The sequence below is a fragment of the Campylobacter sp. MIT 21-1684 genome (assembly GCF_026241315.1).
Classification (GTDB): Bacteria; Campylobacterota; Campylobacteria; order Campylobacterales; family Campylobacteraceae; genus Campylobacter_D.
This window is the reverse complement of the sequence record NZ_JAPHNA010000015.1, coordinates 1-23,790: the sequence shown is the minus strand read 5'-3', so window position 1 is coordinate 23,790 and position 23,790 is coordinate 1. Positions and strand designations below refer to the sequence as shown.

Below are 23,790 nucleotides of genomic sequence, written 5' to 3'. Positions count from 1 at the left end.
TCCACATTTCTATTTCTTTTTTTTATACTTAAAAAGCTCGGCTTTTTTAAATACTTAAACTTTTATTTTTTAGGATTTTATAAGTTATAAATTGGGGTATATTGACCCAAAGTACTTTAATAAGTTTGTGTCTTGTTTGTGCCAAATATATCTAAAATTGAATGATAATACACCTTTTTACAAGATTGTATCTCTTATTCGATTATTATTAATAGCTGATTTTTTTAAAGTATTTCTTTTAAAAAATTAATATTAATTTAAGCTTTAAAAATTGCTCTCGTGTGGGCGGTTTGAAGTCAAGCGATGCAGGATTGCAACAGGTTTAAAACACATCTTGCTTTCCTTTTTAACATCAAAAGAGGACAAGTTGCAGAGCTTTCTTCCACAAGAGCTAGAAGAGCAAAGCGGCAATGGCAATATTGATTTAGTTTGTGAGAATAACCGATAAAGCAAATCTTAAGGCTATGCAAACTCGCTGTGGGCTTTTCACTCACTACATAATTTGCGAAATTGTTTAGAAAAAAACAAACAGGCAAAAGAGTATCTCTTTGAAAGAGAAGCTGAATATGCCACCAAGTTATGGCAAAACTGAAACCATAGCGAGAAGTTTTATTGCTTGGGCTTTGGGTAGAGATAAAAAAAGAAAATTCATATACATTTCTTATAGTGATGAGCTTTGTAGAAAAATTAGCAATCAAGTAAGGGATTTGCTAAAGAGTCCATTTTATAAAAATGTTTTTGGTGAAATGAAGTTTTTACAAGATAATTCAAGCGAGTTTGTTTTAAGAGAAGGCGGTGGACTTTTTGTAACAACTTTGAAATCGGCAATAACAGGCTTTCACGCTGATAGTATTTTAATCGATGATCCTATCAAAGTGAGTGCTATGAATAGCAAAATAGAAAGAGACGCTGTTAATCAAAACTTCAAAGAGAGTGTTTTAAGCAGGTTGCAAAATAATGAAAGCAATATAACTATACTAATGCAAAGACTCGGTTTTGAGGATTTGTGCGGTTTTTTACTTGATGAGAGACATTTTAGCAAAGAGCTTATAGCACAATGGAAAATTATCAAACTTGAAGCATTAAACACTGATGAGTGTGAATATAAAGTGCTTGATTTTAGCTACACAAGAGCAAGAGAGGAGCCACTTTTTAAAGCAAGACACGATAAGCAGGAGCTTTTAAAATTAAAACTTCAAATGGGAATTGATGAGTTTTCTACCCAATATCAACAAGAACCTCAAGCAAGTGAAAGCGGTTTTTTTGAACCTTGCAATTTTAAAGAGATACCAAGCTATGATATAGGTGAGAATAATGAGTATATCTTTATCGATAATGCTATGAGTTTAAACTCAAGAGCTGATAATAGAGCTTTAGTGGTTATTGGTGTTGAAAATTATAAAGAAAGTATAAGATATGTTGTTAAAAATTGCTTTTATGGCATTTGGGACGAGGAGAAAACTTGCGAGCATATCATACAGACTTTAATCAGCTATCCAAATGCGACCTGTTATATTGAAAATGAAGGTGGTGGAATTATCTTACACAGACTCCTTTTAAAAGAACTTGTTAGAGTGAATGAGCTTTTAAAAAAGCAAAATAAAGCTTTAATAACAAATACTATAAAAGCATACAGCGCTTTAAGAAATATCTCAAAAGTAGAAAAGATTAAAGCGTTGAAACCTTATTATAATAGCGGTAATTTAGTCTTTTTTTCAAATGCGTATGGTTTGGGACAAATCAAAAAAGAGCTGTTTTCTTTTAACCCTGAAAAACCTTTTAGAAAAGATGATTGTATAGATGCTATTGCTTCTTGTTTGATCCACGAAGAAGTTAAAAGCCCTTACAAGGAAGAACAAAAACCTAGAAATCAACAACGTTTAAAATCTTTGTATCAAAGTGCGTGGAATGTGTGAAAGACTTACTAAAAAGATTTAAAAACACTCGATAAATAAGACTTTTATGCCGCTTTTATTGTTTCGTCAATAGGTTTTAATCCTTTGTAAAGTCAAAATTACTGCCGAATGCGGATTCTTGAGGATTTGTTTTGCAGATTGTGCTATAGCCCTCTGCATTTGCTGAAGTAGTCTTTTCAGCTTCACTTTGTGAGCTAGGCAAGTCTGTCCCGCGTCTAGAAATGCTTTCGTTTGCAGATTGTGCTATAATGCTGTTGTCAATCTTTTTGGCGATAGACCCTTCGTCCTGTAAAAGCTTGTTATAAGGGAGTAGTGCGAAGTTTGGAGATTGATAAATAACACTTCTTGTGTTTGCTAATTTGTTTTTTAAATTGGCTCTTTTGCTTCTTGTTTTAGAATAAGAAGCAAGTAGAACAAAAATATCATAATTATAAAACTATATCATATTTGCAAGAATAGACAATATCATCATAAATTACACTGATAACAATATTTTCGCAATGCAATAAACAACTTTTCTTTTTATTAATAAAATAATAGCAAGTATAAACGAGATTAAAGTAACAATGCTCTAGCTCTATTCTAAAATCTTTTATAAATAAAGCAGAACTTTTATCATTGTAAGCTCGTAACAATTTTTTGCAGTTTTCATTTGTATTGTTTTAAACCGCTTTGCTCTTCTAGCTCTTGTGGAAGAAAGCTCTGCAACTTGTCCTCTTTTGATGTTAAAAAGGAAAGCAAGATGTGTTTTAAACCTGTTGCAATCCTGCATCGCTTGACTTCAAACCGCCCACACGAGAGCAATTTTTAAAGCTTAAATTAATATTAATTTTTTAAAAGAAATACTTTAAAAAAAATCAGCTATTAATAAAATATGTTTTAGCAAGACTTGATTTTTTTCATTTTTTCTAAAATTATGGAGCAGCTGAAAAATGAAATTTTACATTTTAGCACTTCCTTTCCGCTCGGCTTTTTTACAATAAAGTTCAAAAAACTAGAGATATTTCACTTGACTTTTTTTAAAAAAAAAGCTTTAATTATGAAATATGTTTGTGATAATTCGCAAAATGGCACAAAAAAATTATTTTAATATCCTAAATTATTTATTTTTAAGTATTTTTTTTATAGCATTATTTGGATTCTATAATTTGTATTTCTGTTTCTGTGAGATTATAGAGTTGATACACTAAAGAATCAATGTGGGATTCTAGTTCGCTTGTGTCAAAGGTGGAATCTTTTGCCTTAGATTCTAGGATCTTATCTACTAAAGCGATAATATTATTTGCGATTTTTTGGTTTGTTTTTGTGATTTGCGGAATTGGCAGTTTTTCTATATAAATTTTAGCCCCATAAACTCCCTCGCCCAAAGTTGCAGCATTATTTTTTATCCAATGTTTTGAAATATTAGAGTTAAGCACCGATAAAAGATATTTGGTCAAAAACTCATTTTCACTTGTAATCATAAACATAGAATCTAAAATATAATGCCCCATCTCATCATAAGAGAAACAAAGTTCATTTGAGATTCTATTCCACATAATCTTGCCTTGATATTGTGCTGTGCTTGAGCGATAAATCGCAAATTCCCTCAATAAATGATAAAGCTTCTCAATTATTTCTGTTCTCTCTCTCTCTCTCTCTCTCTCTTGTTTGCTAAATTCAGATTCAATTAAGTTTATCTCATTTTCACTTAATCCATAAGCTTTATAAATCAAAGAATCAAGGCGAGATTCTAAACTTTCAAGTTTTGTATCTTTTATGAGAGGGCGGAGGAGCTTGAATTGCGAAGTCGCTCCCTCCTCCCTCTCAAACTCTCCCTCCACCCCGACAACGCTTTTTGGGTGCGTGCCGCACACTGCATTTGATTTTTTGCACTCTATAATCTCTTGCACGATTGCTATAAACTCCGCTTCTTGCTTTTTATCTAGCTTTGGAATAGGGAGATTTTCTAAAAAGGCTTTTTTATAGCGGTAGCCACTCTCTCCAAGCCCCCCTCCTGCATAAAATTCCTTAAAGGCAAAAGTGCAAAGCTTAGAATGCAAAAGCCCTAAAAGGTATTCTAGGGAGCTTTTAAAGTTTTTATTACCACTTAAAATAAAGCTTGTTGCCTCTGCATAAAAATGTCCAAACTTAAACTCGCCATTGTCTAAATAAAATTGTGGCTCACGCACGATTTCACTATATACAATTTTAGGTTTAGCAAATTCTTGCAAATACGCACAATTTCTAAGATTATAAGGCGTTATGCCTTTATCATCTCGGTTATAGAATCCTTTGCCCTTGCCTTGCTTACCACTTTTTGCCACTTCATCAAAGTAAGCTTTAAGCGTTGGATACTCGTTTATATCAATGGGCGGGATTTTAATTTTTTCTTTGTCATATTGAGGGCTTTTGCCCGAAATATCTCTTTTAGAATCATTAGGGGATTCTTCGCTACGCTCAGAATGACAAAAGCTGCCAAGAGACGAATCGTCTATTGTGTAGCCATTATGTGTATTGATAATCCACAATCCCGCCCACTCATAACCATACCTTTTAATATCCCTCCAACGCAAAATAGGCTTAATCAGCTCACTTGTCCTAGCTCTCTCCTCATCATTAGCACACGCATTTAAAATCTCTGCTCTTTTCTCACTATCTATAATAAAAGCCTCATTGTAGCCTGTCAAGATTCCACGATAAATGTTTATATCCCAATCTTTGAGCGGTGTGCCGATTTTCTCAATCTTTGCCTTTAAGACTGCAATTTCTGGACTTGTAAAAATAAAAGAATCAGTGCTTAGGGAATCTTGGGGGATTTGAGTAAGCTCTAAGCTCTCCTCTAAGGGTTTGTTTTCTTTGGGATTATAATCCTTTGGGTTTGCGTAGTTTAGAGTATGTCCTCTCTCTGCCTTTGCTTTGGCAAATTCTAAAATGCTCGTATCCACCGTGGCGGATTCAAAAACTTTCACACCATTGAAATCAATATAATAATGTATCTTTGTGCTTTCTAGCAAAAACTCTCTCAAAGGCTCACCATATCCCGCCCTGCACCATTTATTAGGGGTGATGAAGCTTAGGATTCCATTCTTTTTAAGAATCTTATAACCCTGCTCAAAAAAGTAGGTATAAATATCGCTCGTGCCTTTGTAAATGCTAAAAACTTTTTGCAAATGTGGCTTTAACTCTTTAATCTCCTCTTGCCTAATATACGGCGGATTTCCTATCACTAAATCAAAGCCTAGAAATTTACCGCTCTCGTCTTTATATAAATTTTTAAAATTGCCTTTTTGTTTTTGTTGATTATTGTGTGTAATTTGCTCTTTGCTTAGTCCTGTATCTAGGAGCTTAGGAAATTCTATGCGCCATTCAAAGTTTTTTGAAAGATTAAAGATTTTATCGTGTTCGCTTTTGAGTTTTTCAAGTTCTTTTTGCGCTTTCTCTTGCATTTGTTCGTCTAGGTTTTGTTCAAATAAACCCGAGATGCTAATGTGGTTTTTAATAAATTTATAGTGTTGCCCTAAACTTTCTTTGGCATAATCACCATAGCTTTTAGAATAATTCTCACATTCCTTTTTCAAGTTTTCTAAAGAGTCTTTAAATTTAAATTCAAAATGTTGATTGAGTAAATCTTGTTTGACTTTTTCAATTTTTTTTATCATTGCGTCTTTGTCTCTATAAAATCCATTGAAATAATCTGATTCTAATTTTTGGTATCTTTTAATTTGTTCTGAGGTGTGTAAAAGCAAATTTTCTTCTATTCCCATATAAGAGACTAAACTATTCCCACATTTGATATTAATATCAATATTTGGCAGAGTCTCTAGCCTCTTATTAGCTATATCTTTATAAAAGCTGTATTTGAGTAGCTCTATCCAAAGTCTTAGTTTAGTTATCTCACAAGAATTAGGATTAATATCCACGCCAAAGAGGCAAGATTCTATGAGTTTGCGTTTGTTAAAGAAAAAGGCTTTTTGAATCTTGTGTGATTCTATGTTTTCGTGTGCTGGGAGAGTGTAGGTAAAAGGCGCATTGTGAGAATCTCGCACAAGGATTTCATCATTTTCTATGCTGAGGGTAATGTCTTTTAGTCGCTCAAAATGTTCATCGCAGAGGATTTGGAGCTGAAATTTAAGTAAAATAAGTTCATTGAGAGCAGACACCAAAAAATGCCCACTTCCCACACTTGGGTCGCATACGCGAATAGTATCAAAAATGCTATTTGTTTCCTTATAGCCCTCTTTAGAATCTGTGAGTTTGTTAAGCTTGTGTTTAAGTGCTTCTAAATCCGCACATTGCCAATTTTTCGCAGTATTAAACTTTTCTAATATCACTTTTTGTAAGCTTTGCTTACACACCCAGCTTGTAATAAAGCTAGGTGTGTAGAAACTGCCCTCCTTGTAGCCATTGAGCTTTTCAAAGACAAGCCCCAAAACTGCAGAGTTGATGAGCTTGTCATAATTGATTTTTATGTGGTTTTGAATATCTTGTGCAGTCGTGGTGAAATTATAAGCGTGGAGAAAGGCAAAGAAATATTCTAAAAGCGGCAGTGTGGAATCTTGCGCATTGAGATTGAAACTTTTTGACAAAGTTTTGTCTTTATACAAAATAGAATCTTGATAAAGCACCAAAGGCTTAGAATCTAAACGCGCGATTTCCTTGCCTTGCAATTCTAAGGGGGTTTTGTCAAAAAGGCTTGAGTTGAGATAAGGGATAGAGCTTAAGGATTGTGGAATATGGGCCTCTCTTTTGCTCTCCTCTTTAGCTAACACATCAAAAAAGAGCGTGTTGAGTGTGGCAAAAGTAGGGAGGCAATCCGCATTCAAAAAGGGCTTAGAAATATGCTTGAAAGAGAGCAGCATAGATTCTACAAGGCGCAAAAACAACAGGCGATTATTCCAAGTTGTAATGAGCTTAGAGGCACTCTCAAAATCTCTATCTTTATCATAAGCAAAAGCAGTACATAGAGTATCTAAAAGCGTGTTTTTTGTTTCATTTGCTTTGATGAGCACCTTGCCATTTTGGCTTTGTTCCTCTAAGCCTAAAATATAGAGGAGTTCATTATAAAATCCCACATTAAGCGTGTTTGCGTCAATATAGCTCTTGCGCTTTAAAAGCACAGCGGGGTTTAGGGCTTGATAGATAAGGGGCAGTAAAGAAGTGTGCAAATCCTGCGCTAAAACGCTCGCTTCAAGCCTAAAATGTGTAAAGGCAAGTGTGGAATCAAGGCTGGGCAAAAGCAACTTTAGCTCATCATAAAACTTTTGAGTGCTTGTGTCATTACCCTCTTTGTGTTCGCAGTTTTTAAAGGCTTTTTGAATCTCTTTGTGCTTGGCAAATTGGACAAACTCTTTTGCGTCAATGCAATAAAAATCTCTCGTGTTAGTTAAAAGGATAAAGCTAAGGTTGTTATTCTTGTGTGTGAGGCTTTCGCGCAGATAGTAGAGGATAGATTCATACAGGGCTTTGAATTCTAAAGTATATTTCGCCCCCCCCCCAATAAATTCATCTTTTTGTGCATTTAGACTTTTGGTTTCAAAAATCACTTTTGGCGTAGAATCTTCATAAATGGCTAAGTCAATTCTGCCTTTTGTATTGCAGTTGTAAGCAAAAGTTTGGCTTAAAAAATCACGCAAAATATTCTTTTGGTGCTCTTCTGATTCTTTGTTTTCTACCGCTTTTTGCAATGTCTTAAAATAAGTCTCCAAACTTTGTTTAAAGCCTTTAAGTGCTTCTTGCGTGGGATAAAGTAGATTGTAATTTGATAAAAAATCTTGCAACTTTATAAACTTATAATGCATTTCTTTGCCTTGTTATTTTACATAGCAGTATAGCAAAATTTACTCATTCAAAAGTATTGCATCGTTTTAAGGTCAGAATCTTTTAGTATTTTTCATTATGAGGAAGATGTTTTCTGCTATGATTCTAAGTATTCTTTCTTAATTTTTAATTTGCTATAATTTAGTTTAATTTTTCAAACGGAGTTTTTCAAATGCAACTTAAATATGTCAATGGTGGAGTGATGAAAACAAATGCAAATAACCACTTTGATGAATATTTTACAAAACCACATATTGCGCAATATCTTTTTGAAAAAGCTAAAGAAATTATTGCACAATATGAAAATCTTAGCAAATATACTTGGCTTGAGCCAAGTGTAGGTGATGGTTGTTTTTACAAACTTTTACCGCGAAAAAAAATCGGTATAGATATTAATGAAACTAAATTTAAAACTCTACGCAAGAATTTTTTAAAATTTCAACTTCCCAAAAAACCTTTAATTGTAATAGGAAATCCTCCTTTTGGACATCGTGGAGTTTTAGCCTTAGAATTTATCAAGCATTCAAAAAATGCCGAATTTGTATGTTTTATCCTGCCTATGTTCTTTCAAAGTTTAGGTAAAGGCTCAATTCGTTATCGTGTAAACGATTTTCATTTACTTTATGAAGAATCTTTACCCTATAACTCATTTTATCTTGCCAATGGCAAGGAGAAAGATGTGAAATGTTGCTTTCAAATTTGGAGTAAAAATCACAAAAGTCAAAAGCAAGAATTTAGTTGGTATCAACAAAAAGAAAAGCAAGAGCCGTATAGCGAGATTCTTAAAGTCGTAACAGTGTCTTTGGCAAAAAATAGAGAATGTGGCAAGGAGTGGATTTTTAACAAAAAAGCAAACTTTTATCTCTCAAGCACTTTTTTTAAAGAAAATGCCGTTGTTAAGGATTTTTCACAAGTAAAATATAAAAGTGGAGTGGCAATTATTTATAATGAAAATGCACCCAAAAATGCACTTGATACATTATTTTTGAATGCTGATTGGAATAAATACAGCTCTTTAGCTACAAATGGTTGTAGGCATATTGGAAAATCACATATTTTTCAACTTTTGCAAGAAGCGGGATTTTAAGATGATTAAAGAGCTTTTATTACAAATCATAGAAGAAAAACATAAAGAATTGCAAAACTTTAACCAAAGTGGAATTTTTGATAAAATTAAAGATTTTGAAGGCAATGCCATAGGACAAATTGGTGAAAAATTTGTTAAAGAAGTATTTAGAAATTTTAAGATTCCACTTGATGAGATAGGAAAAGAGATTATACACGATGAATTTGATTTACTTTCATTAGGAAAGAAAATAGAAATCAAAACAGCGCGAAAAGGGCTGAAGAATAATACTTTTCAGTTTAATGGCATCAATCCAAAATACAATTATGATTATATTATTTTAATTGCTATCTCTTATGATGATGTATATTATTACATTATCAATAAAAAGTTTGATTATATTTATGACCATAAGTTAAGAAAAGAATTTATCAAAATTAATGATAAACCTAAACAACTTGTGCAAATGAACCCGGGTAATGCGGTAAATTTAAAACTCACTTTAAATTTGAAAGAATTAAAAAACATTGAAAATTTTGTAAATGAGTTACAAAATATATTTTAGAATTATGGATAACTTGTTTTCCATTTTATTTAAGTAGAAAAATTAGGTTTTAAAAATTGAGTTATTCTTAGTTTGATTGAGACATTTTTTCAAAGTCTTGTGATACAAAGTTTTTTAGATTGATTTTTTATAACTTAAAGAATTTCAAATTTGATTATGTTTCAAGCTTTCAAAACGGTAATGTAAAGCATTTTTGTGAGCCATTAGTTCTTCAGCTTCAGCTAAAATTTCAACGCTCTTTGCCAAATTTTTAAAACCTTCGATGCTTAATTCTTGCACAGTCATTTTTTTTGTAAAATCGTTTAAATTTAAACTTGAATGTGTTCTAACAAATCCATAAGTTGGTAAAACGTGGTTAGTTCCACTTGCATAATCGCCCATTGATTCAGGTGAGTAATCCCCTAAAAATACACTTCCTGCGTGTTTTACTCCATCAAGCAAACCTCTTGGATTTTGTGTTTGGATAATGAGGTGCTCTGGGGCATAAGCGTTTGAAATTTCTAAGGCTTGTTGTAAGTCCTTTACAACAATGATTTTTGAATTTTCTATGCTTTTGCTTGCTAAATCTTTGCGAGGTAAATTCTTGAGTTGAAATTGTACTTCTTTTCTTATTTGTTGAGCGAAATTTTCACTTAAACATATTAAAATTACTTGTGAATCTGCCCCGTGTTCTGCTTGAGAGAGTAAATCGCTTGCAACAAACTGTATTTTTGCTTCTTCATCAGCTATGACTAAAACTTCGCTAGGTCCTGCTTGCATATCAATGTCTGCTCCGTATATATCTGTACTTACTTTTGCTTTTGCAGCTGTTACAAAAGCATTTCCCGGACCGAAAATTTTATCTACTTTGCAAACACTTTGTGTTCCATAAGCTAAAGCTGCTATCGCTCCTGCTCCACCCATTTGATAGATTTCATCAACTCCGCATAAAGAAGCACTAAAAAGTATCGCATTATTGATTGTAGCCGGACTTGCAAGTACAATTTTCTCGCACTGTGCTATCTTAGCTGGAATAGCAAGCATTAAAACCGTTGAAAACAAAGGTGCCAAACCACCCGGTATGTAAAGTCCGACTTTTTCAATAGGACGACTTATAAGCTCACAACAAACGCCAGGCATTGTTTGGACGCAAATATTTTTAAAAATTTGAGCTTGGTGGAATTTTGTAATGTTTTTATGAGCTGTTATGATGGCTTGTTTGAGTTTCGCATCCACGCGATTAGATGCTTTTTCTATTTCATCTTTGTCTAGTTTGATTTTTGAAATTTGTATTTTGTCAAACTGTAAAGTTTGTTCTATCAAGGCTTGGTCTCCCCTTGAGCGAACATCTTCGATAAGAGTATTTACAATTTGCATAATTTTGTCTTTTGCAGCAACAGCAGGCCTTTGTAAAGCTTCCTTTTTTTGTGTTTGATCAAGATTTTCATAGAGGAGAATTTGCATTTTTGACTACTTTAACATTTTTTCAATTGGTAAGACTAGTATAGAGCTTGCCCCTTTTTCCTTTAAAGCCTCCATAGTTTCCCAAAAGAGATTTTCTTTGCTGACCATATGTAAAGCCATTTTTTCTTCATCGTGAGCAAGTGGCACTATTGTAGGATTTTCTATACCCGGCAATAAAGCAATGATTTGATCAAGACGATTTTTTGGTGCGTGGAGCATAATATACTTGCTTTCTCTTGCCTGCATTATACCATCAAATCTTAGTAGAAGTTTTTCTACTAAGGCATAGTGTTCTTTTTTAAGCTCTGTTTTTTGGATTAAACAAGCCTTTGAATGATAAATTGTGCAAACTTCTTTGAGACCATTGGCTTGTAGAGTTGCACCACTTGAAACTAAATCACAGATTGCGTCTGCTAAATTAGCACGAGGTGCAATCTCAACAGAACCTGTAAGTGTACAATTTTTGTATGAAATTTTCTGTTTTTGCATAAATTGTTTTAGAAGTTGTGGATAAGAAGTTGCAATTCTCAATCCTTGAAAGTCCTCTAAATTTTCAAATTTTTTGTCTTGAGGTAAGGCTAAAGAAAGCCTACAATAACCAAAATCAAGTCTTTTAAGAATTTTAAAATCTGTCTGACTAACTTGTCTTTCTAAAGCATTTTCTTCTAAGACATTTTCGCCTATGATACCAAGATCAGCTACTCCGTCAAAGATTAAACCCGGTATATCATCATCACGTACTCTTAAAATATCAATAGGAAAATTACTTGCAAAAGCTACCAAACTTTGCTCGTGAATGTGTGCTTTAATGCCGCAGTCTTTTAAGAGTTGAATAGATTCTTTACTTAAACGACCTGATTTTTGAACAGCTATACGCAAACGAGGATATTCTTGCATTTTTTCCTTTCAATAGATTGAAAGTATATCTTAACATAAAAGGTTTTAAAAATACTGAAAACAAAAAGAAAAATAAAGTTTTGAAAACGATTTTTTAACAGGCTTTTGAAAATTAAATGAAATTTTCAAAAGCGATTAAAAACAAGCTGTGGAAGTTTTGTTGAATTTAGACTACAAATTCTATATAAGCCATTTCCGCAGCATCTCCGCGTCTTATACGTGTTTTGATAATTCTTGTATAACCACCATTTCTGTCTTTAAATTTTGGAGCAAGTTCATTGACAAGTTTTTTTGTAGCTTGTTTGTCTTGCAAAGCAGCGAAAATAGCTCTATGTGCATTAAAATCACCAATTCTTGCTCGAGTGATAAGTTTTTCTATATAGCTTCGTAATTCTTTGGCTTTAGGGAGAGTTGTTTCAATTTTACCGCTTGTTACAAGAGCTATGCTTAAATTTTTAAGTAAAGCACTGCGGTGAGATGAAGTTCTGCCAAGTTTTCTGTATCCGTGTTTGTGTCTCATTTTTTATCCTTCATTCTGTGCTTTGAGTTCGGTGATTTTTTTTCTTAAAAAGTCTTTATTTTCGCTAAGTTTAGAAGTTCCTACAGAAAAGCCTATGCTTTCCATAATATTTTTAATCTCATCTAAAGATTTTTTACCAAGATTTTTGAGTCCCGCAAGCTCATTGATGCTCATTAGAGCAAGTTCTCCTATATAAACTATACCAGCTTTTTCAAGACAATTGTAACTTCTAGCACTTAAATTTAAGTCAGTAATGTTTTGTAAAAGTTTTGTGTTTTCAAATGCATTGTTTATGGTTTGTGTTTTTATGATGTTTCGCGCATTTGTAATTTTATCAAATACAGACAGTTGTTTATACATAGCTTCTAAAGCATTTTGAAAGGCTTCATTTGGAGTGATTTGTCCATCAGTTTTTATGGTTAAAACTACTTTTTCAAAATCAGAACTGTCTTCAAAGAGTACTTTTTCTATGTCATAAGTGGCTTCTCTTACCGGTGTAAAAAAAGCGTCAAGTGCAATGAAATTGTTATCGTTTAAAAGCTCTTTAGTTTCCTCGCTTGGTACATAGCCTATACCTTTTTCAATGATAAGAGTGAAGTGAAGTTCTGCATCTTCGTTTATAGTTGCAAGATAGGCATCGCTATTGACAACTTCAACTTGCGTATTGTTTAAGTCTTTGCCGTGAATTTCTTTAGGTCCTTTAAAAGAAAAATCTACTATTTCTTTGTTGCTTTCTCCTTTAAGTTTAAAGCGAAGTTTTTTAAGATTGATGATAAAGAGTGCTACGTCTTCGAGCATTCCGCGCATACTATCGAATTCATGTGCAACTCCATCAATACAAACAGCAGTTGGAGCATACCCTACTGTGCTAGTGTAGAGCAGTCGTCGTAAAGGGTGGGCTAGAGTTATCCCATACCCTACTTCGAAAGGCCACGCACTAATTTTTGCTGTGTTTTCGCCTACATTTTCTATTGTAAATTCTGTAGGTGTATAAGCTGATACTGTGATATTTTTCATATTTTAGTCCTTACTTAGAGTAAAGCTCAACAATAAATCTTTCCTCAACAGGAATGACAACTTCTTCTCTTTCAGGTTTTCTTGTGAAAATCCCAAATCTCTTGTCTTTTTCTACATCTACCCAAGCAACTATACCAGTTTGTGCTGTGAGTTCTATTGCTCTCGTGATTTGAGGGTTATTTTTGCTTTTTTCTCGTATTTCAATTTTTACTCCTGCTTCAACACGGTAACTAGGTATATCTACTCTTTTGCCATTTACTAAAATATGCCCGTGTGTTACGAGCTGTCTTGCGAAACGTCGAGTGCTTGCAAAGCCCATTCTATATACCACATTGTCAAGTCTTTGTTCTAAAAGTTGAATCAATAAAACGCCTGTATTACCATCTCGTCTTGCTGCTTCGGAAAACAATCTTCTAAATTGTTTTTCACTTACTCCATACATAAATTTTGCTTTTTGTTTTTCTCTAAGTTGAAGTCCGTATTCGCTGATTTTGCCTTTTCTTGCTCCGTGTTGTCCCGGTGCGTAAGGTCTTTTATCAAGAGCACTTTTTCCTGCCAATCTCCTTTCACCTTTTAAGGATAAACTTACCCCGAAACGTCTTTCTAATTTTTCTACCGGTCCTCTATATCTTGCCATATTCTATCCTCCTATCTTTAGACACGACGACGTTTTGGTGGTCTGCAACCATTATGAGCTAATGGGGTGATATCTTTTAAAAAATTTACTTTTATTCCCTCCATAGCACCTACACTTTTAACGGCAGTTTCTCTACCACTTCCGGGTCCTTGCACTTTTATACCCACTTCTTTAATTCCGTGTTCTTTTGCTTTATTTAAAGCGTCTTCAACTGCTTGTTGTGCTGCATAAGGAGTGGATTTTTTAGAACCTTTAAATCCTAATCCACCTGCACTACTCCAAGCAATAGCATTTCCCATTTCATCAGTTACTGTAACCATAGTGTTATTAAAAGTTGCACTAATATATACAATACCTTTAGCTATATTCTTTTTGACTATTTTTTTCTTTATCTTTCTCTTCGCCATACTCTATCCTTATGATTTTGCACCGACAGTTTTTCTTTTACCCTTACGTGTCCTTGCGTTTGTTTTTGTTTTTTGTCCGCGTACAGGTAAACCTTTTCTATGTCTTAATCCTCTGTAAGAGCCTAAGTCCATTAATGCTTTAATGTCCATAGCGACTTGTTTTCTCAAATCACCTTCAACCATATAGTTTTCTTGAATTTCTTTACGTATCGAAGCAGCTTCATCTTCGCTTAACTCATACACTCTTTTATCGTAAGAAATTCCTGTTTTATCTAAAATTTTTCTTGAGCTGAAAAGTCCTATACCATAGATATAAGTTAATCCATACTCTATCCTTTTCTTCTTTGGTAAATCCACACCTGCTATACGAGCCATATTTATCCTTGTCTTTGTTTGTGTTTTGGATTTTCGCAAATAATGCGAACTACGCCTTTTCGACGAACTATTTTGCATTTATCGCACATTTTTTTCACCGAGGGTCTAACTTTCATAGTTTTCTCCTTGAAATGTCAAATCGCATTTATTTCTCATAAGCTAAGGTATTTAACCAACTATTTTCAAAACAAATGCCAAATTTTGAAAATACTTTCTTAATAAAGTTCGCTTAGAAAAAATGTCAATTCTACCTAATTTAGCTTTTATTTTGCTTAGATTTAAGAATTTTTAGTATTAAAGTGCTTTTTAATAACTACAATGTAAATCTGTGAAATTTAAAAATGAATTAAAGCATAGAGAGTCTAAAATGTAATAAATCTTGGTTTTTGTGTAGTTTAATACTTGTTGCTTAAGAATGTATTTTACTCTTTAAGCAATATTTTTGATATATTAATGGATTATTTATACCTAAAAGTTATACGTCCTTTATCAAGGCTGTATGGAGTGAGTTCAACTTTTACTCTATCTCCGGGCATTATACGAATATAATGCATACGCATTTTTCCTGCTATATGGCATAAAACTATATGTTTATTGTCAAGTTCAACTTTAAAATTTGCATTTGGTAAAGCTTCAACTACGCTACCATCGATTTCTATTACATCGTCTTTTGCCACATTTTTTCCTTTAGAGTGAATTGAGAGTGATAGGTTGTATAAAAGGCATATGAGTACCTATAACTTGTATCTCATTTTCTTTGAATTCTTTTATAAAGTGTTTTCGTGTTTGAATAGCTTCTTGTTGATTTGTGTCAAATTTTATAGAAATTTCAGGATTTTGTATTTGCAGGTCAAAAGCGTGGAATATATCGGCACAAAAGGCAAGTTTGTCATTGATTGTGATGATATTATGACCGGGCGTGTGTCCATAAGCTGCTATTGCTTTGAGCCCAGAGTTTTTATTTATAAGTTCTGTTTGATGTGTAAAAAATTCTTTTTTTTGTATTTTTTCTAATGTTTTTCTAATGTTTTCATTTTGAGAATTTATCCAGTATTCATATTCTTTTTCATCAAGCAAAACAGTAGCATTGATAAAAGGATTTTGTTGGCCCATAAAAGCCCCTATATGATCAGGATGAGCGTGGGTAAGAATAATATGGGTAAGGTCTTTAAACTTTACTCCTTGAGCTGTTAAAGCATCTTCTAGCTTTGTTAAGGTGTCTAAATAACCAGTATCGATTAAAGCTGTAAAATTTGGATTTTGTATCAGTATAACATTGTGTTTGTTTGCTTTCATATCTGATATTTGAGCAATACGTTTTTTATCTTCTTCGTTTTGTGCAATGAGTAGTTTAGAATCAAGTTTGTTTTCTTTTAATGAGATAACAGTTATTTTATTTTCTCCAATGAGTGTCTGATAGTTTTCATTTGCAAAACTGAAAACAGAAAAACAGCACAGTAAAATGAAACGTTTTAACATAAAAAATACCCTTTAGAATGATGTATTTGAAAAATTCTAATAATTATAGTCTAAACAAGCTAAATATTTTTTTAGAATTTCTTAAAATATAAGTTTTTCAAATTTGTATTGTATCTATAAATACTTTAGTTTGATTTTATTTTTTGTAAAAATGTGGTATTGTTCTTTAATAAACAAAACTAATTTTTCCAACTGTAAAGCAAAATGCTGTTGTTTGTTACAATTAATTTATGGCTTTTAGTAACGTATTGCATTCTTTGCAAGAAAATCTTTTAATTTATCATATTCACCTTTTTCTAAATAGCGATATTTTCCAGCTTTTAACATTCCTAAATTTAAAATTCCAAAACCAACTCGCTTTAAGTCCATTACTTCAAGGTCAAAATGTCCAAAAAATCTCCTCAACTCCCTGTTTTTGCCTTCATTGATAATAACTCTAAGCTTTGTATAACCTCCGCTTGAACCGAAGATTTCAAAATTTAAGAAAGGAGCAAAATTCATAGAGGTAATTTTGCTTTTAAAATGCCCTCCTTTTTTTGCATTGCGAAGTTGTAATCCTTCTTTCATAGCTTCAAGGACAGGAGTAGTTATGAGACCTTTGATTTTAAGATAATATTCTCTTTCTAAATCGCTTTTCATTAAAGAATGCGCTATGAGGGGAGAATCTGTTAGAAGTAAAAGTCCTTCACTTGCAAAGTCAAGTCTTCCTACACTTAACCAAGAATTGAATTGTTTTGGCAAAGTATCGTAAATAGTTTTTCTTCCTCTATCATCTTTTTTACTTACTATCTCACCTTTTTGTTTGTGATAGATAAGAACGCTAAATCGTGTTTTTTTATAGATTTGTTTCCCTTTAATAGTAATTCTATCATCTTTTTTTACCTCATCGTTGAATTTTGCTATAACAGCATTAATCTTTACAACACCTTGTTTTATAAGTTCATCTGCTTGGCGTCTAGAATAAGGAGTATTGTGCGATATAAACTGATTAATCCTCATTTGTATTCCTACATAATAATAAAAATTACATTATAAAAATAGTAGGTACTATGGTAGGATATTTTTTTATTTTTCTAAAAATATGTTTTCTTAATACTTGTCTAATCTGATTTTCTAAAAATCTTGGATCATTGAGTATTTCATCTTTAACATTAATGAAAAACTGTCCTAAAATTTCTGACATTTCTTTAGAAAATGCGTGATCGTGTTTATCTGCAACCAAACCATAGCTAAAGACACGAGGTTTATTGATGAGAGTTTTATTTGTTTTATCAAGTTGGGCTACAATCATAACTATACCATTATCTGCTAAATTTTGACGATCTATAACGACATCATCAGCAATTTGTTTGTTAATTTGATTATCAACAAAAACTTTCCCTGTTTTTACTGTTTTTACTCTTTTGAGGTATTTTTGACACAGTTCAACCTGATCCCCATCGCTCATTAGATAAATATTGTGTTCATTAATTCCACAAGCAAGAGCTGTTTCCTTGTGTTTATTGATATGATTGTATTCCCCGTGGATAGGTAAGAAAAATTTTGGTTTAACAAGATTGAGCATAAGTTTTTGTTCTTCTATGCTAGCGTGTCCGCTTACGTGAATTTCACTAAATTCTTGATAAGCAACTTTGGCCCCTGCTTTTAAAAGATAGTCAAGCACAGCAGAGACACTTGCTTCATTACCGGGTATGGCTTTTGCAGAAATGATGATTTGATCTGTGGGTTTGATTTTAATGAATTTGTGTTCATCGGTTGCCATTCTATAAAGAGCACTCATTGTTTCGCCTTGAGAACCTGTTGTAACAATTAAAACTTCGTTATCTTTGTATTTGCTTACCTCATCAGCATCGATGAAAATTTTTCTATCAAGTTTAATGTAACCAAGTTCCATAGTCGTGTAAAGATTTCTTTCCATAGAGCGTCCTATAACACAGACTTTTCGACCATATTTTAACCCATAGATAATAGCTTGATATACGCGATGAATATTGGAACTAAAAGTACTCATAATCACTCTCCCTTTTGTTTTAGCAAAAATTTGATCAAAGGTAGGACCTACGGAACTTTCGCTTTTTGTATAGCCTTCTTTATAGGAATTAGTACTATCGCTTAAAAGACATAACACGCCATTATCGCCATAGTGAGCCAAACGACTTAAATCACTAGGATAGCCGTCTATTGGAGTTTGATCTATTTTAAAATCTCCCGTATGGATAATGACTCCAGCTTTTGTTTTTATAGCTAAAGCTGAAGCATCTATAATAGAGTGAGTAATGTGTATCCATTCTATATCAAAATCTCCTATTTCATAAATTTTGCGTTTTTCTACAGGGCGAAACCATTTACGTTCAGCTTTCAAACCGTGTTCTTCAAATTTGTTTGAAATCATTCCTAATGCCAATGGTGTCGCATAAATAGGGAATTGAAATTCTTTAAAAAAATATGGCACAGCACCGATATGATCTTCGTGAGCGTGTGTGATTATAACAGCTTTGATTTTTTCTTTAATTTTTCTAATATAATCAAAATCTGGAATGATAATATCAACTCCGTGCATAGTTCCATCTGGAAAACTCATTCCAATATCAACGATAATCGCATCTTTATTTGTTTCAAAAAGAGTGATATTTCCACCTATCTCTCCAAGTCCTCCAAGTGGAGTAATACGAATTTTATATTCACTTGAGCTGTTGTATTTTAAAGGATGCAGTCTGTTTTCGTGTGAGATTCTGTTTGCTTCTATACATTCTGCTAAAGCTTTTTGCCAATCCTCATTCCCAGTAAGTTTGGAAGGGAGATTACGATTTTTTTTACGCTTGACTGTTTTTTCTGTACTGTATCCATTATTTTTTTCATTCCGTTTTTGATTGGAATCTAAATCGTTTTCTGTATTTTGGTTTTTATTATTGAAAAAATCTTTTTGTTCATTTTGATTGGAAAGAGAATCGGCAAGTTTCTTTCTGCGATTTTTGTATTTATAATGTTTGTTATTTTTAGAATTTGCATTAGGGTTTATTGGGGTTAAATCTTTTTTTTGATTCAAATTTTCATCGAAGTCTTTATTTTCATTCATAATAATCCTTTAAAAGTTTATAGATTTGAAGGTATGAGTCAACGCAGAGCTCGTGTGGTCTGATGTTTTTTTGTATATTTTGCTTTTGAAAAAAAGGTACAATTTTTTCTTTTTTTGCTTTTAAATTGCTTAAAAGTTGTTTTCTTGGACTTTTGAAACATTCTTTTAAGAATTGTTTAAAAGTTTCAATATTGCAAAATTCTTTAAATTCTCTTTTCTTGATAAGTTTTATGACTGATGAAAGAACTTTTGGTTGAGGTTTAAAGCACAAAGGAGAAACATCAAAAAGTATTTTTCTTGTACAAATCATCGCGCTTAAAATACCTAGTGCAGAAAATTCGTTTTCTCCACTTTTTGCACAAAATTTTATTGCCATTTCTTTTTGTACCATAACGACAAGTCCTAAGCAATTTTCATCTTCTAAAGCTTTTAAAATCAAGCGACTCGCGATATAATAAGGCAAGTTTGCTACTAAAAAATATTTTTTTGTATCAAAACTTAAAACCTTGTTTGCATCTTGATGAATCAAATTGAATTTTTCACATTCAAGTTCCTTTTGAAATTTCTTTTGTAAAAATATTATGAGTTCATCATCAAGCTCATAGGCTTTTACTGGAGAAATTTTTAAAAGTTCTTGCGTTAAATCACCTAAGCCAGGCCCAATTTCAACAATGTTTTTTATATTTTTGGGTATGGCTTGAATGATTTGTTGTATGATGTTTTTATCACATAAAAAATTCTGTCCGTAATGTTTTTTTGCTTTCATAATTGTAATTTCGATTGTACCTAAAAAATTCTTAATTAAGTCTTTTTAGTTACAATGCCTTGTAAAATATAATTTGTTGGGAAAAAATGATAGTTTGTGCAGGTGGAAATGAAGATTTTATTTTTGCAAAAAGTATAGGCATAGGTCTTGTGGAATCAGCTTTAAATTTAACCCGTCTTTGTTTGGAATTAAAACCGACCAAAATAGTATTTGTAGGGAGTTGTGGAATTTATGATTCTGGAAATATTTTGGAGATTTATAAAAGCTCTCACGCTTTTAATCTTGAATTTTCAAGTCTTTCCAATGCTTTTTATACTCCCGCTGTTAATGAAATTTGCTTAGATTATAATGCAGATACTATTCATAGCAATGTAGATGTTAAGAAAAAGAATGTTTCTTGTGAAACTTATAAAATTAATTCTTCAAATTATATCTGTCAAAATCCACAAGCAGCTAAAGAATTTGCCAAAATAGGTTTGCATTTTGAAAATATGGAAGCTTTTTCTGTTTTATTTGTAGCAAAAAAATTCAACATACAAGCGGAGTGTATTGTATGTGCTACAAATTTTTGTAATGAAAATGCTCATATTGATTTTTTAGCAAATCATTCGCAGGCAAAAAAGAAGCTTGAAACTTACCTGCAAATTCATAACTATATATAATTATTATAAAAAGGAATAACTTGAAAGGACTTGATAATATTTTAGATTTTACATTTGAAGAATTAAGTGAAAAAATACAACCAATGTTTCGTGTGAAACAAATTTATCAATGGATTTATCAAAAGTATGCCGATACTTTTGATGAAATGTCAAATGTGCCAAAAGATTTAAGACAGGAACTTGGCAGAAAGTATCATTTTTCTCCTTTCAAATGTATTTTTTCACAACAGAGTCAAGATGGAAGTGTAAAGTATCTTTTTGAGTTGCTTGATGGATTGCGTATAGAAACAGTGCTTTTGCCTATGAAAAAATCGCATATAAAGAAAAGTATTAAAAATGATAAATATACTATCTGTGTTTCTTCTCAAGTCGGTTGTAGAAGCGGTTGTAGTTTTTGTTTAACAGCAAAAGGAGGTTTAAAACGCAATTTAAGCGCAGGAGAGATTGTTGGGCAAGTTTTATGGATAAAAAAGCATAATGAACTTCCATATGAAAATAGGACAAATATAGTTTATATGGGTATGGGCGAACCTTTGGATAATCTTCATAATGTAGCTAAGGCTGTAAAAATTCTTTCTGAAAATGATGGCTTAAGTATAAGTCCTCGTCGGCAAACTATCAGTACTAGTGGTTTGGCAAAACAAATCGATGAGCTTGGAAAAATGAATTTAGGAGTATTGCTTGCCATCTCTTTACACGCTGTAAATGATGAACTTCGTAGTGAATTAATGCCTATTAATAAAGCTTATAATATAGCTACAATTATGAAAGCTGTGCGCGAATTTCCTATTGATACACGCAAAAGAGTGATGTTTGAATACCTTTTGATTGATGGGGTTAATGATAAATTTGAACACGCTAAAGAACTTGTTAAACTCCTTAACGGTATCAAAGCCAAGATTAATTTGATTCTTTTTAATCCACATAATGGTAGTAAATATCAGCGTCCAAATCTTGAGAATGTGATGAAATTTCAGAAGTATATTCATTCTAAAGGACTCACTTGCACTATACGAGAAAGTAAAGGTTTGGATATTTCAGCAGCTTGTGGTCAATTAAAAGAAAGGATTGCTAATGACGACTTTAGATCTTGTTGAGCTAGCGTTTGTTGCAATAGTTGTTGTTATAGTTTTTTGGGTTATGTTGAGTGTGATAGCGAAAGAATCAAAAAAATAATTTTGTCTTATTGGAATTTTGCAATTAAATTTTTATGAATTATTGATCAAAAAATATTTTTAGTAGTATGATGAATCATCGATATATAAGATTAAGATGAGGAAATAACAATGAAAAAACAGTATCAATTTCACCCCAACGATACCAAGATTGACAAAAAAATGGTTGAAATTACTGAAAATATAGGAATAAAGTTGGCTGTATTTTCTATGGCAAGTATGACTGTCTTAGGAAGTGCAGCTATAGCTCCAGCTCTTCCAGCTATAAATAAACATTTTTACGAACTTTTATTACACGACCCAACGAGTTTCGCTTTTTCTCATTTAGACATTCTTACTCGTTTAGTATTAACAATCCCAGCTATTTTTGTAGTGCTTGTATCTCCTCTTGCCGGGATATTAATGGATAAATTTGGAAAATTACGGTTTATTTTTCCTGCTATGATAGTTTGGACTTTTTCTGGAATGAGTGGATTTTTTTTGAATGACATTTATGCCATTTTGTTTTCACGTTCTATTTTTGGTGCAGCAACTGCTTTTATTATGACCGGCGCTTCTGCTTTGCTTGGAGATTATTATAGTCAAGGGGGTTTTAATCGGCGAGAAAAAGCTTTAAGTGCCCAGGGATTTTTTTGTGCTGTTGGCGGCGCAGTTTTTATTTGTATCGCAGGTTTTGTTTCGAGCTATTCTTGGCGGTATCCTTTTTTGGTTTATGGACTTGGTGTACTAATTACGATTTTAGCAATTATCTATCTTTTTGAACCTCATAAATTTAAATTCTACGACAAATCCCAAGTTGAAGCAAGTGTGCATTATAGGCATTTTTTTCCTGTGTATTTTATAGGATTTTTTATTATGGTGGTGTATTATATTTCACCTACGCAGCTTCCATATTATATAGAGGAAAATTTGGGTTTAGATCCTAAATATATCGGTGTTTCGATGTCTGTTTCGGCTATTTTTTATGGAGTTTTTTCTTTAAGTTATAAATATCTTATGCAGTTTTTAAGTGTAAAAACGATTTATCTTGCTACGATTTTTCTTGTAGGGTGTTCTTTTTTAGTTCTCTACTTTATACACACTTACAATGCGGTTTTACTTGCTCTTGCTTTACTTGGAATGGGTGGTGGCATTATGCTTGTAAATAACACCTCTTACTTGTTTTCTATCTGTCCTAAAAATGCAAGAGCACGAGCATACGGTATTTTAGCAAGCTGTATTTTTTTAGGTCAGTTTTTAAGTCCTATCATCTCCCAACCTTTGGTACGTAAAATAGGACTAGTAGATGCTTTTTTGGTTTGGAGTATTGTAATATTTATTATTTTTTTTCTTTTTTTCTTTTTTAGAGAAGAAAGCAAAAGACTTTAATTTTTTCTTTTACTATAAAGATAGTCTTGTTAAAAACTAGAAATTAAATTTTAATCCCTATCAAATTAGATTATCAGGTTTTATAGAGCAAGAACAAAATTTACCTTATGGAATTTTTGTTAAAATGAGGCATAAGGGAATGGTAATGTTATCAAATTTCCACAGACGAATTAAGGCAATTTTATATTCAAAATTATATGAATAAAGAACTAGGAGATGTATTAATAATTCTTAAGAGAAAATTTTTAAAGCAGATTTTATAATCTATTAAAGAGCTTGTCAAAGAAAGAAATATATTTGACCAAATACAAGTGTCTTTTAAAAATCTCAAATATGAAAAATAAAAACAAAAAAGTAAGGAGGTAAGTTATAGGTATAACCTTACCTTTTTAAACCTGAAGTAGAGGACATGCAAGAAGCAAAAATATAAGAACTAAAAAGAAGAAAACAAGCACTAGAGCAAAAAGTCCAAATAAGTGAATAATAAACTAATCAAAAATATGCGTCTTTAATAGAATAATTAAAATTAGAATAAGAATTTGGTAATTACATAGGAATTAACTTTTATAATGAGCGAGAAGAAATTATTAAAATCAAAAATATATACTAAGAAGCTTTAACG

At 32.2% G+C, this 23,790-nt stretch carries 20 protein-coding genes; 6 read left to right on the top strand and 14 right to left on the bottom strand.

Going from position 1 to position 23,790, the window contains the following annotated elements:
* The first annotated feature begins 548 nt into the window (after nt 1–548).
* A complete protein-coding gene (locus OQH62_RS06580; protein ID WP_323053632.1) occupies nt 549–1,916 on the top strand; it encodes a hypothetical protein in 1,368 nt (455 codons plus the stop codon).
* A 1,130-nt stretch (nt 1,917–3,046) separates the two neighbouring features.
* Here the strand turns inward: OQH62_RS06580 and OQH62_RS06575 are convergent.
* Nucleotides 3,047–7,696, bottom strand: coding sequence for an Eco57I restriction-modification methylase domain-containing protein (locus OQH62_RS06575; RefSeq protein WP_266015526.1), 4,650 nt, complete (start codon nt 7,694–7,696; stop codon nt 3,047–3,049).
* A gap of 191 nt (nt 7,697–7,887) precedes the next feature.
* Between OQH62_RS06575 and OQH62_RS06570 the strand changes: the two genes are divergently transcribed.
* Complete coding sequence (locus tag OQH62_RS06570) at nt 7,888–8,802, top strand: SAM-dependent methyltransferase (protein WP_266015525.1); 915 nt, start codon at nt 7,888–7,890, stop codon at nt 8,800–8,802.
* Between the two features lies 1 nt (nt 8,803).
* Nucleotides 8,804–9,346, top strand: coding sequence for a restriction endonuclease (locus OQH62_RS06565; protein WP_266015524.1), 543 nt, complete (start codon nt 8,804–8,806; stop codon nt 9,344–9,346).
* Between the two features lie 144 nt (nt 9,347–9,490).
* Here the strand turns inward: OQH62_RS06565 and hisD are convergent, their stop codons facing one another.
* The 13 genes from hisD to rsmA all read right to left on the bottom strand — a co-directional run bounded on the left by hisD (nt 9,491) and on the right by rsmA (nt 19,966).
* On the bottom strand, nt 9,491–10,789 hold the full coding sequence (hisD, locus tag OQH62_RS06560) for a histidinol dehydrogenase (protein ID WP_266015523.1): 1,299 nt from the start codon (nt 10,787–10,789) through the stop codon (nt 9,491–9,493).
* Between the two features lie 6 nt (nt 10,790–10,795).
* Nucleotides 10,796–11,686, bottom strand: coding sequence for an ATP phosphoribosyltransferase (hisG, locus tag OQH62_RS06555; RefSeq protein ID WP_266015522.1), 891 nt, complete (start codon nt 11,684–11,686; stop codon nt 10,796–10,798).
* A 166-nt stretch (nt 11,687–11,852) separates the two neighbouring features.
* Entirely contained in the window at nt 11,853–12,206 is a 354-nt protein-coding gene (gene rplQ / locus OQH62_RS06550) for a 50S ribosomal protein L17 (protein ID WP_266015521.1), read from the bottom strand.
* A 3-nt stretch (nt 12,207–12,209) separates the two neighbouring features.
* Nucleotides 12,210–13,223, bottom strand: a complete 1,014-nt coding sequence (locus OQH62_RS06545; RefSeq protein ID WP_266015520.1) for a DNA-directed RNA polymerase subunit alpha — start codon at nt 13,221–13,223, stop codon at nt 12,210–12,212.
* Between the two features lie 10 nt (nt 13,224–13,233).
* Nucleotides 13,234–13,860 carry a 30S ribosomal protein S4 gene (rpsD, locus tag OQH62_RS06540; protein WP_266015519.1) on the bottom strand — a complete coding sequence of 209 codons (627 nt, stop codon included), beginning with the start codon at nt 13,858–13,860 and terminating at the stop codon, nt 13,234–13,236.
* A 17-nt stretch (nt 13,861–13,877) separates the two neighbouring features.
* The gene (gene rpsK, locus OQH62_RS06535; RefSeq protein ID WP_266015517.1) at nt 13,878–14,267 is read right to left on the bottom strand and encodes a 30S ribosomal protein S11; all 390 of its coding nucleotides are present in this window, start codon (nt 14,265–14,267) and stop codon (nt 13,878–13,880) included.
* A 9-nt stretch (nt 14,268–14,276) separates the two neighbouring features.
* Nucleotides 14,277–14,642 (bottom strand): 30S ribosomal protein S13, encoded by a 366-nt coding sequence (gene rpsM / locus OQH62_RS06530; RefSeq protein WP_266015515.1) that lies wholly within the window; start codon nt 14,640–14,642, stop codon nt 14,277–14,279.
* A 2-nt stretch (nt 14,643–14,644) separates the two neighbouring features.
* Complete coding sequence (rpmJ, locus tag OQH62_RS06525) at nt 14,645–14,758, bottom strand: 50S ribosomal protein L36 (protein ID WP_043019181.1); 114 nt, start codon at nt 14,756–14,758, stop codon at nt 14,645–14,647.
* A gap of 342 nt (nt 14,759–15,100) precedes the next feature.
* Nucleotides 15,101–15,319 carry a translation initiation factor IF-1 gene (gene infA / locus OQH62_RS06520; protein ID WP_266015505.1) on the bottom strand — a complete coding sequence of 73 codons (219 nt, stop codon included), beginning with the start codon at nt 15,317–15,319 and terminating at the stop codon, nt 15,101–15,103.
* 10 nt (nt 15,320–15,329) lie between these two features.
* Nucleotides 15,330–16,121: an MBL fold metallo-hydrolase gene (locus OQH62_RS06515; RefSeq protein WP_266015503.1), complete on the bottom strand. Its 792-nt coding sequence runs from the start codon at nt 16,119–16,121 to the stop codon at nt 15,330–15,332.
* Between the two features lie 237 nt (nt 16,122–16,358).
* Nucleotides 16,359–17,120 carry a pseudouridine synthase gene (locus tag OQH62_RS06510; RefSeq protein ID WP_266015500.1) on the bottom strand — a complete coding sequence of 254 codons (762 nt, stop codon included), beginning with the start codon at nt 17,118–17,120 and terminating at the stop codon, nt 16,359–16,361.
* 25 nt (nt 17,121–17,145) lie between these two features.
* Nucleotides 17,146–19,203: a ribonuclease J gene (locus OQH62_RS06505; protein ID WP_416333349.1), complete on the bottom strand. Its 2,058-nt coding sequence runs from the start codon at nt 19,201–19,203 to the stop codon at nt 17,146–17,148.
* Nucleotides 19,190–19,966, bottom strand: coding sequence for a 16S rRNA (adenine(1518)-N(6)/adenine(1519)-N(6))-dimethyltransferase RsmA (gene rsmA, locus OQH62_RS06500; protein ID WP_266015549.1), 777 nt, complete (start codon nt 19,964–19,966; stop codon nt 19,190–19,192). Before rsmA ends, OQH62_RS06505 begins: the two co-directional genes overlap by 14 nt.
* An 83-nt stretch (nt 19,967–20,049) precedes the next feature.
* On the opposite strand from rsmA, the gene OQH62_RS06495 reads away from it, so the two are divergent.
* From OQH62_RS06495 to OQH62_RS06485, 3 genes are all read left to right on the top strand, one after another.
* Nucleotides 20,050–20,625 carry a purine-nucleoside phosphorylase gene (locus OQH62_RS06495; protein ID WP_266015494.1) on the top strand — a complete coding sequence of 192 codons (576 nt, stop codon included), beginning with the start codon at nt 20,050–20,052 and terminating at the stop codon, nt 20,623–20,625.
* Between the two features lie 20 nt (nt 20,626–20,645).
* Entirely contained in the window at nt 20,646–21,722 is a 1,077-nt protein-coding gene (gene rlmN, locus OQH62_RS06490; protein WP_266015492.1) for a 23S rRNA (adenine(2503)-C(2))-methyltransferase RlmN, read from the top strand.
* A gap of 189 nt (nt 21,723–21,911) precedes the next feature.
* Nucleotides 21,912–23,168: an MFS transporter gene (locus tag OQH62_RS06485; RefSeq protein WP_266015489.1), complete on the top strand. Its 1,257-nt coding sequence runs from the start codon at nt 21,912–21,914 to the stop codon at nt 23,166–23,168.
* Nucleotides 23,169–23,790: the final 622 nt, after the last annotated feature.

Bases quoted from the DNA above. Each gene is read 5' to 3' on its own strand.
- OQH62_RS06510 (WP_266015500.1), bottom strand. From the start codon at position 17,120: ATGAGGATTAATCAGTTTATATCGCACAATACTCCTTATTCTAGACGC.
- rpsK (WP_266015517.1), bottom strand. From the start codon at position 14,267: ATGGCGAAGAGAAAGATAAAGAAAAAAATAGTCAAAAAGAATATAGCT.
- rpsD (WP_266015519.1), bottom strand. From the start codon at position 13,860: ATGGCAAGATATAGAGGACCGGTAGAAAAATTAGAAAGACGTTTCGGG.
- OQH62_RS06575 (WP_266015526.1), bottom strand. From the start codon at position 7,696: ATGCATTATAAGTTTATAAAGTTGCAAGATTTTTTATCAAATTACAAT.
- rpmJ (WP_043019181.1), bottom strand. From the start codon at position 14,758: ATGAAAGTTAGACCCTCGGTGAAAAAAATGTGCGATAAATGCAAAATA.
- OQH62_RS06495 (WP_266015494.1), top strand. From the start codon at position 20,050: ATGATAGTTTGTGCAGGTGGAAATGAAGATTTTATTTTTGCAAAAAGT.
- OQH62_RS06545 (WP_266015520.1), bottom strand. From the start codon at position 13,223: ATGAAAAATATCACAGTATCAGCTTATACACCTACAGAATTTACAATA.
- OQH62_RS06515 (WP_266015503.1), bottom strand. From the start codon at position 16,121: ATGTTAAAACGTTTCATTTTACTGTGCTGTTTTTCTGTTTTCAGTTTT.
- rpsM (WP_266015515.1), bottom strand. From the start codon at position 14,642: ATGGCTCGTATAGCAGGTGTGGATTTACCAAAGAAGAAAAGGATAGAG.
- hisG (WP_266015522.1), bottom strand. From the start codon at position 11,686: ATGCAAGAATATCCTCGTTTGCGTATAGCTGTTCAAAAATCAGGTCGT.
- OQH62_RS06570 (WP_266015525.1), top strand. From the start codon at position 7,888: ATGCAACTTAAATATGTCAATGGTGGAGTGATGAAAACAAATGCAAAT.
- OQH62_RS06485 (WP_266015489.1), top strand. From the start codon at position 21,912: ATGAAAAAACAGTATCAATTTCACCCCAACGATACCAAGATTGACAAA.
- OQH62_RS06565 (WP_266015524.1), top strand. From the start codon at position 8,804: ATGATTAAAGAGCTTTTATTACAAATCATAGAAGAAAAACATAAAGAA.
- hisD (WP_266015523.1), bottom strand. From the start codon at position 10,789: ATGCAAATTCTCCTCTATGAAAATCTTGATCAAACACAAAAAAAGGAA.
- rplQ (WP_266015521.1), bottom strand. From the start codon at position 12,206: ATGAGACACAAACACGGATACAGAAAACTTGGCAGAACTTCATCTCAC.